The organism is Massilia mucilaginosa, from assembly GCF_011682145.1.
Classification (GTDB): domain Bacteria; phylum Pseudomonadota; class Gammaproteobacteria; order Burkholderiales; family Burkholderiaceae_D; genus Telluria_A; species Telluria_A mucilaginosa.
In genome coordinates this window covers 36,437-43,147 of the sequence record NZ_WHJH01000059.1, presented here as the reverse complement: position 1 = coordinate 43,147, position 6,711 = coordinate 36,437, and the positions used below count along the sequence as shown (strand labels likewise).

At 57.7% G+C, this 6,711-nt stretch carries 5 protein-coding genes; 3 read left to right on the top strand and 2 right to left on the bottom strand.

Going from position 1 to position 6,711, the window contains the following annotated elements; translation table 11 throughout:
• Both F2P45_RS29185 and F2P45_RS29180 read right to left on the bottom strand, forming a co-directional pair.
• Positions 1–2,485: Tn3 family transposase (locus F2P45_RS29185; RefSeq protein WP_166881724.1), on the bottom strand; the 2,485-nt coding region annotated here is incomplete at its 3' end.
• Between the two features lie 122 nt (positions 2,486–2,607).
• On the bottom strand, positions 2,608–3,501 hold the full coding sequence (locus F2P45_RS29180) for a LysR family transcriptional regulator (protein WP_166881723.1): 894 nt from the start codon (positions 3,499–3,501) through the stop codon (positions 2,608–2,610).
• Between F2P45_RS29180 and F2P45_RS29175 the strand changes: the two genes are divergently transcribed.
• The 3 genes from F2P45_RS29175 to F2P45_RS29165 all read left to right on the top strand — a co-directional run bounded on the left by F2P45_RS29175 (position 3,473) and on the right by F2P45_RS29165 (position 6,583).
• Positions 3,473–4,555 (top strand): NADP-dependent oxidoreductase, encoded by a 1,083-nt coding sequence (locus F2P45_RS29175; protein ID WP_222853139.1) that lies wholly within the window; start codon positions 3,473–3,475, stop codon positions 4,553–4,555. The two genes, F2P45_RS29180 and F2P45_RS29175, sit on opposite strands and share 29 nt — an antisense overlap.
• Before the next feature lie 83 nt (positions 4,556–4,638).
• Positions 4,639–5,208 carry an isochorismatase family protein gene (locus F2P45_RS29170; protein WP_166881722.1) on the top strand — a complete coding sequence of 190 codons (570 nt, stop codon included), beginning with the start codon at positions 4,639–4,641 and terminating at the stop codon, positions 5,206–5,208.
• A 142-nt stretch (positions 5,209–5,350) separates the two neighbouring features.
• Positions 5,351–6,583 carry a low temperature requirement protein A gene (locus F2P45_RS29165; protein WP_166881721.1) on the top strand — a complete coding sequence of 411 codons (1,233 nt, stop codon included), beginning with the start codon at positions 5,351–5,353 and terminating at the stop codon, positions 6,581–6,583.
• Positions 6,584–6,711: the final 128 nt, after the last annotated feature.

Genomic DNA, 6,711 nt, shown 5'->3' with positions numbered 1-6,711 from the left:
CCCTGATGGATAGCGCGATGCGCAGCATGTCCGGCAGATGGATTTCGATCAGTTCCCAGTTGATTGATTCGCTGAACAAACCGTTGATGTGCTCGTAGCGCGTACCGCGGTCTGGTTTGTAAAAAACAAGGCTTTTCAGGTTGCGTATGCGCGGCATCAGTTTGATCCCGAGTAAATAGGCCAAGCCGAACACAGGTGCGCTTTGCGCGTGCGTGTCGCCATGCAGCGTATCAGGCTGAATGTCTGACTCGTTCTTGATCAGACCATCCAAAATATATATCGCCTCGTACACGCCGCACGGAATGAAATGGCTAAATAGCGCGATGTACATGTCAGACACGTGGTAATACCCGATGCCGCCGTAGCCCCCGTAGCGAATGTGGTACTCGGAAAGGAGATTCTGCTCGTACATGTTCCACTTGGTGCCGTCCGCCGAAGCGCTCTTTCCTGAACCCCAGTATTTAGGCAAGAGGAATTTGTTGTAGGCATTGATGACCTGGACGATGGCTTTTTCCAAGCGCTCTTCCGTGATGTGGTGCAAATTGAGCCAGGCCACCTGCTTGCGGCTCAAGTCTTTGACCGAACGGGCGGTCTGCGTGGCGCCAAGATTGCATCCATAGCAGAACAGCGTGGTGATGAAGCGTTTACGCGGATCGTCGATCTTCGAGTCGAATCCAGATAGTGGGCCGAAATGTTTATGCAGATCCAGCCATCCTTCGGATTCCACTAGGATGTCTAGGATGTTCTTTTCAGGTAGCCGCGCTGTGAGGATCTTATCGATCTTTGCAAGTGCATCAGGTTGGGCGTCCTTGGCGTGTTTTCGCATGATCAGCTCGGTACCTACCAAGTCCACATGCTCGTTATCCGGAAGGCCTGCATCCACACGGGCGGCGGTCTCCCCAAGCGACTTCTTGAGTGCTGCGGAGAATGCCTTGGGGTCCGTCTGCAGCCCGAGCATGGCGCCGTACTCCCCGACTTCGGCCTGGTACTGATCCCAATCGACCAACTGCGTGCGGTAGTCGCTGAAGTGATCGCTATTGGCAACAAACAGATCACCCGATTGCAGCTCCTGCATCGCTTCGGTGAGCACGCATAGCTCAAAATATTTTCGGCTTACCTCCGTGACAGTTCCGGAGCGCTGTCCAGTGACAAGTCTGCGCCATTTTTCCGGAATCCATTTCAAGCTCAGGTTGGTCCCGGCGATCGACAGACAATCGCGGTGGCTTTGTCGGTGCGCCAGCACGAAATGGATCGCGTCAATGAGGGATCGGTCGGCCGACGTCGATTCCAGATTAAGCAGGCTCAGGCAGTTGAGAAGCAGCGGCCGTTGCGCCTGATAAGGCGCCAACATGAACGGCAAGTAGTTATTGCCGGCGTAAGCAATGTGTTCGTCGCATTCGATCAGCAGGTTGCCTGGCTCATCCTGGAAGGCCGCGGCGATACGCGCGCCCCTGTCCGCGTCCGTTTCACCTTCCACAAAAGCCTCCAAGACGTCACGCAGCTGGATGATCAGTTTCTCCGCCCGTTTCTGGTGCTCCAGATAATACTGCCGCAACTGCTCTTCGGCGCCGTTGTGAATTTTGCGCAGCTTTCGGATGAACATCTCGATCGCGTCATCGAGCGACTTGCTCAACTGTGCATGGAATAGCAATACCATCAGCGCATAGCGCTTATCTTTTTTCAGGGCCTTCATGTCTGCTACGTCCAGGGCGCGTGCCTCGTGCACATACTGGCTGCGCTTTACCACGGGGATGTGGGCAACCGCAGGCAGTTCGGTCGACCAGCTCTTGAGCCATTGCAGATGCTGAAGGTATATCCGCACTTCCGTGTTGGTCGGCTTTTTGGGATCCTGTTTCATCTGCTGCCATCCGCTCATCCCCCGGACCGGGGCGGGTGTCAGCATCTCGTCAAATCGATTAATGACGGCCTCTGGCAGAGGGCTGGCAAGCGTTCGGAAATAGCGGTCGTTGACTTGGCTGCGTACCGCAAAGGCCTTTCGATTGAGCGTGGTGAACGCCGGTAGCTCGAACCGCTGGCGTACCAGTTCTTCGATGATGACGTTGATAATATCGGCCAGCTCTTGTTTGGTCTGGGCAGCCTCCGTCGCGGCGCTTAAGATGGCGGTGTGGGTCTCGCCGGTAATAGGCCGGATCTTGACGTAAGCCCGAATCGATTCCATGCATCTTACGCGTGAGTGATGTCGCTTCTCTTCCTCAAGAAGATCGCGCGCCGGAATAGAGCCCACGCCTATTTTTTTTCCAATGAAGGATACGATAGGTGCCGGAATCTCGTGAAGCATCGGAAAGTATCCCAGCCTCATGACGGTTTTGAGCAGCAGCGCGAGGTAAAGCTTGGCAGCCGCCGTCTTGGCGTTACGGCGAATGAATTTGCTGTCATCGTTACTAGGCGCGTACACGTCTTCGAGCTCACGTTGTGTCAGGTCGGGCTTAAAGCGTGGATATGCAGTCTCATGGATGCTACTCAAGTCCCGGTCTCCCTTGGGGGCGAAGCCACCTCGTTACGCTTGTCGATTTGTTGCGCGGCGCCAGCGCTGATGGCAACCGCCCGGGCAACATGGTCCATCGCTGTTCGCGCAGTGCTCCTTGGTCACTCCAGCGACAGTCGCGCTGCCAAAAACTCCACCAAAACCCGCACACTGGCAGTCTGCATCCGCGTGGCCATAACGCCGCTTACCGGGACGGGCTTGAAAGACCAATCGGGTAGCACGCGGACTAGGCGCTCGGCGCTGACGGCCTCGCGCGCCAGTTTGTGTGACAAAGCCGCAATACCCAAACCCCGTTCTGCCAGCAGGCGGATCAAACCAGGGTTGTTAATGCCGAAATGACCGCGCACCTGGACATCCATACCGCACCCATCGCGCTGCAAGTGCCAATTGCTAGCTTGCTGCGCACTGCCGGTTGTGATGCAGGTGTGTTCAACCAGTTCAGCGGGCTGCTGCGGCTGCCCGTGCAGAGCCAAGTAACTTGGGGCAGCAAAAAGAAAGTGTTCGAGGCTCCCTAGGCGTCGCACCACCAATTGATCGCCCACGACCTCACCCAGACGAATCGCCAAATCCACATGCTCAGTAACGAGATTGCTATGACGGGGCGATAGGTCCAAATCCAAACTGATGCCGGGGTATTGGCGGGCAAAGTCGGGCAATAAAGGGCCGATGTAGGTCAGCCCCAAATCGACCGGCATAGACACGCGCACATGGCCGATAGGGCGATTGACGGTGTCGGACAGTGCCTCTTGCGCCGCCCGTGCCTCGTCCACCAGGTGGGCGCAGCGCTCGAAGTAGCGTTGCCCAGCTTCGCTGAGGGCTACCTTGCGCGTGTTGCGGTCTAGCAAGCGCACGCCGAAATGGCGTTCCATTGCAGCAATGCGCCGCGACAACGTCGCACCCGGCACACCGAGCTTGGTGCTAGCGCGACTAAAGCTCATAGTACGAGCCACTTCAACGAACAAGGCCATGTCGTGCAAGGCAGACAGATTTTCCATCTGCCCAGTATCCCATAAATGGAAAAGTATTATTCATTTACTGCTATTTATTTTTTTTTGGAAAAGTCTATTATTTGACCATTACCAACCTCCACTCCAGAAAGACAATAATATGAAAGCCATTCGAATTCACGCCTACGGCGATGCCAGTCAAATGCAACTCGAAGACGCACCGGTCCCGGTCTGCGACGCTGGCGATGTACTAGTGCGCGTGGTCGCCGCCGGTGTCAACCCGATTGACTGGAAGCTGCGCAGCGGCGCCATGGCGCACGGCATACCTAAGACGTTCCCATTCGCTTTGGGCTCAGACGCCGCAGGTGTGGTCACTGCCGTAGGAAGTGCGGTCAGCGGCTTTGCGACGGGTGACGAAGTCTTTTTCTATGCCGAATTTGCCCGTGGCGGCAGCTATGCCGACTACGTGGCGGTCAATGCCTCCCAAGTGGCGCTCAAGCCCCGCACGGTCTCTTTTGCGGCTGCGGCTGCCATGCCGACACCCGCTCAGGCCGCTTGGACGGCCCTGATGGAAACTGCAAAGCTGGAGCGCGGCATGCGCGTGCTGGTGCACGGCGGTGCGGGTGCCTTGGGCAGTGTGGCCGTGCAACTGGCCAAACTGCAAGGCGCTTACGTCATCGCCACGGCTGGCACAACCGACTTGGCTTTGGTCAAAAGCTTGGGCGCGGACGAAGTCATTGACTACCGCACACAGCGCTTTGAGCAACTGGCGAGCAACTTGGATGTGGTACTGGACACCTTGGGTGGCGCTACGCAAGAGGCTTCATGGGCCACGCTGCGAAAAGGCGGTCTTCTAGTTGCCACGGCTACGCCCCCATCGCCCGAGCGAGCCGCAGCTGCTGGCGTGCGCGCGGCCTTTGTCTTCACGCCTCCACGCGGCGTGGTGTTGGCGCAGCTGGCAGCACTGGTGGACTCAGGGCATTTGCGTATTTTGGTGGGGCAGGAGTTTGCCTTGGCCGACGCAGCGCTGGCCCACCGCCTGGGCGAGTCAGGCAAAGCGCGCGGGAAAATGGTTTTGCATGTCAACGCGCCCGTGGCTTAAGCGTCGGGCGCGTTGACCAAGTTAATCGCCGTCAGTTGTTTTTACTTCTCTTCGTTAAACCCCAACCTTTAAAAGGCAACACCATGCACAGCTTCAATCTCCAAGACACTGCCGTGATCCTGATCGACCACCAGGTCGGCACCAACACCTGGGCTTCCACAACGCCGCTGGCGCTGCTGCAGCGCAATGTGATCGTTCTGGCCAAATTCGCCAAAGGCACAGGCATGCCGGTGGTGTTGACCTCCAGCCAAGAGACCAATGTCAACGTCCAGGGTCCCTTGATGCCCGAGCTGCAAGACATACTGCCCGAGGCGTTTGCCGCGCGCATCCAACGCCAAGGTGTGGTCAACGCCTGGGACGATGAGGCCTTTGCCAACGCATGCCGGGCCACCGGCAAACGCAACTTTGTGATGGCGGGCGTCACGACGGACATTTGCATGGTCATGCCCGCCATCAGCGCGCTGCAGGAAGGCTTTAACGTGCAGGTAGTGTGCGACGCCTGTGGTTCGTCGAATCCGATTGCCGAAGAAATGGCCTGGCGTCGGATGGAGCGGGCTGGCGTACGCCTTACAAGCACAGGCGCGGTAGTGGCTGAATTGGTTAAGAACTGGGCGAGTCCTGCGGGTGCTGTCGCGTTCCCGTTGCTGACCTGAACCGCGACGCAAGTACGCCAGCGCGCACTGCAGTAGCCTTGTTACGGCCGCAGTTCTGCCTTAGCGCCGGGTCGGTTGTAATACTCAGGCTCCTGCCGTGGGAATCGACTACTTCCGACCCGTTTTCTGCCATAGAGCCCGGATGACTTCACCATCTTCACCTGTCCAATCACCTGTGGCCCACACGCGTGTTCTGCGCCGCATGGTAGGTCGTGACATTCACGAAACCAACCGCGTTTCCACCCCGCTGGAACTGTTGTTCGACCTAACGTTTGTCGTTGCCGTCGCGGCGGTCTCCTCGCAACTGCACCATGCCGTTGGCGAACACCATCTAGCGGTGGGGATGCTTGCATATTGCACAGGCTTTGCAGCCATCTGGTGGGCTTGGATGAACTTCACCTGGTTTGCCAGCGCCTACGATACCGACGACTCCATCTACCGGTTATGGACGATGGTGCAGATGGTCGGCGTACTGATTTTGGCCTCCGGCATGCCCAAGGTCGCTGAGGGCGACTTCATCGCCGTAACGATCGGCTATGCGGTGATGCGCATTGGTCTGCTGGCGATGTGGCTGCGCGCCGCACGCGAGCATCCAGAACGGCGACAGACCGCGATACGCTCGGCCATTGGCATCGGGGGCTTGCAGCTTCTGTGGCTCGCTCGCCTAGCACTATCCGGTGCTTGGTCGCTGCCGAGCTTCCTTATGCTCATGTTACTGGAGCTGTCTGTTCCGATCTGGGCCGCCAAGGCGGGCCACACTCCCTGGCATGTGCACCACATCGCAGAACGATATGGGCTGTTCACGATCATCGTGCTGGGCGAATGTGTGCTTGGTGCCTTCAACGCAGTGGCTGGCTTGATCGAAGTACAAGGCTGGTCGCTCGACTTGGCAATGGTTGGCTTGGGCTCAGTCGGCTTAATTCTGTCCCTTTGGTGGGTCTACTTCCTGGTGCCCAACGCAGAGACTCTGCATCACCACCGCGAACGTGCGTTCAATTGGGGCTACGGACACTTTGTAGTATTTGGCTCATTGGCCGCCTTGGGCGCGTTCTTGGAGGTTGTTGCAGATGGGTTCAAAGGAAGTTCCGCATATCACGCCGTCGCACCTACATTGGCTATTGGCCTTGTGGCGGCGGCCGTAGGTGTCTACTTGCTAACACTGTGGTGGCTACACCGCCACATCGCCCGTGGCTTGGCGCAAGTGGGCTGGGCGTGGGGTATTGCACTACTCATTTTGGTAGCCGTCGTGGCTGCGGTGGCGCTCGGCTTGCCGTTGGCCTGGGCCATTGCTGCTGTGACGGCAGCGCCTACGTTCGTGATCGCGGTCATCGAGTTTGAGAGGCTGAAACAGCCTGAAATGTTTCGTGTGCAATAAATGTTGACCTTGGGACGTGTTAAGGGGAGCGTACAGCACCCTTTGCGGAAAACTCCGCCGTTTGAACACAGCACGACAGCGCCCGTTGCGCTTGCGTATTCCGGAATATCATCTGGGCGCCAGTTAGC